Source organism: Pseudomonas agronomica (assembly GCF_025917275.1).
GTDB classification, from domain to species: Bacteria; Pseudomonadota; Gammaproteobacteria; order Pseudomonadales; family Pseudomonadaceae; genus Aquipseudomonas; species Aquipseudomonas agronomica.
This window is the reverse complement of the sequence record NZ_JAOSHO010000730.1, coordinates 1-1,945: the sequence shown is the minus strand read 5'-3', so window position 1 is coordinate 1,945 and position 1,945 is coordinate 1. Positions and strand designations below refer to the sequence as shown.

2 protein-coding genes are annotated in these 1,945 nt (G+C 60.0%); one reads left to right on the top strand and one right to left on the bottom strand.

Annotation, left to right across the window (positions count from 1 at the left end):
• Positions 1 to 100: 100 nt before the first annotated feature.
• Positions 101 to 1,330, bottom strand: coding sequence for a phosphoglycerate dehydrogenase (gene serA / locus OC610_RS26615; protein ID WP_039592617.1), 1,230 nt, complete (start codon positions 1,328 to 1,330; stop codon positions 101 to 103).
• Between the two features lie 204 nt (positions 1,331 to 1,534).
• Here serA and OC610_RS26610 point away from each other — a divergent pair.
• Positions 1,535 to 1,945: FAD-binding oxidoreductase (locus tag OC610_RS26610; protein WP_264432200.1), on the top strand; the 411-nt coding region annotated here is incomplete at its 3' end.

The following is a 1,945-nucleotide window of genomic DNA, read 5'->3' as shown; positions in this document are numbered from 1 at the left end:
ATCGCGAGCAAGCTCGCTCCCACAGGGTTTGAAGGTTGTTTCAGGCAAAAAAACGGGAGCCCCCTGCGGGGCTCCCGTTTTTTTTGCAAGCCCAGTCTGATCAGAACAACACGCGGCAACGAATGGTGCCGTTGATGTGCTGCAGCTTCTCTTGCGCCAGGTCCGAGTATTCGGCATCGACGTCGATCACGACGTAGCCGACTTTCTCGTTGGTCTGCAGGAACTGACCGGAAATGTTGATGCCGTTTTCCGCGAAAACTTTGTTGATCTCGCTCATCACACCCGGGATGTTCTCGTGGATGTGCAGCAGGCGGTGCTTGCCAGGGTGAGCCGGCAGGGCCACTTCCGGGAAGTTCACCGACGAAACCGACGTACCGTTGTCGCTGTACTTGACCAGTTTCTCCGCCACTTCCAGGCCGATGTTGGCTTGGGCTTCTGCGGTGGAACCGCCGATGTGCGGGGTCAGGATCACGTTATCCAGGCCGCGCAGCGGGCTTTCGAAGATGTCGTCGTTGGAGCGAGGCTCCACCGGGAACACGTCGATCGCGGCGCCGATCAGGTGCTTGTCCTTGATCGCTTCGGCCAGGGCATCGAGCTTGACCACAGTGCCGCGAGCGGCGTTGATCAAGATCCCGCCCTTCTTGATGGCGCGGATTTCCTTCTCACCGATCATCCACTGGGTGGCCGGAGTTTCCGGCACGTGCAGGGTGACGATGTCGGACATGCCCAGCAACTCATGCAGGTCGTTGACCTGGGTGGCGTTGCCCAACGGCAGCTTGGTCACGGTGTCATAGAAGAACACCTGCATGCCAAGGCCTTCGGCCAGTACCGACAACTGGGTACCGATCGAGCCGTAGCCGACGATGCCCAGCTTCTTGCCACGGATCTCGAAGGAGTTGGCCGCGCTCTTGATCCAGCCGCCACGGTGGCAGGAAGCGTTCTTCTCGGGAATGCCGCGCAGCAGCAGGATCGCCTCGGCCAGCACCAGTTCGGCAACGGAACGGGTGTTGGAGTACGGCGCATTGAACACCGCGATGCCGCGCTCGCGAGCCGCGTTGAGGTCAACCTGGTTGGTGCCGATGCAGAAGCAGCCGACCGCCACCAGTTTCTTGGCGTGGTCGAAGATCTCTTCGGTCAGTTGAGTACGGGAGCGAATACCGATGAAGTGAGCATCGGCGATCTTTTCCTTGAGCTGGGCTTCCGGCAGAGAACTGGTGATGTACTCGATGCTGGTGTAGCCCGCCGACTTGAGGACGTCGACAGCCGATTGGTGGACGCCTTCGAGAAGAAGGAACTTGATCTTGCTCTTATCGAGAGAAGTCTTGCTCATCTGCGTAAACCTGTGTCCCGGAGAAAAATGGCAGGGAATCGGACAGCGCATGCTGGCCCGACCGGCGTGACAGCCGTCGCCGCAGAACAGCCGTTGGGCACTACGCTGCGGGGTCGGTATGCTAGCATATGCACCCCGCAAACACTCATTCCTGCGACGTGAAGCGTTCTCAGGATGACCATGAATTGTTCGAGAGTTCTGTCGATGACCAATCCTGCCGTGATAGATGAGCTGAAGACCCTGGTTGAGCCTGGCAAGGTCCTGACCGATGCCGACTCCCTGAACGCTTACGGCAAGGATTGGACCAAGCATTACGCTCCCGCGCCGACCGCCATCGTTTTCCCCAAGACCACCGAGCAAGTCCAGGCCATCGTGCGCTGGGCCAACGCGCACAAGATCGCGCTGGTGCCATCAGGCGGGCGTACCGGGCTTTCCGCAGCCGCCGTGGCGGCGAACGGCGAAGTGGTCGTGTCATTCGACTACATGAACCAGGTGCTCGACGTGAACCTCACCGACCGCACCGCGGTGTGCCAGCCGGGCGTGGTCACCGAACAATTGCAGAACAAGGCAGAAGAGCACGGCTTGTATTACCCGGTGGACTTCGCTTCCGCCGGC

Coding starts and splice junctions, on each gene's coding strand:
- serA (WP_039592617.1), bottom strand. CDS start 1,330: ATGAGCAAGACTTCTCTCGATAAGAGCAAGATCAAGTTCCTTCTTCTC.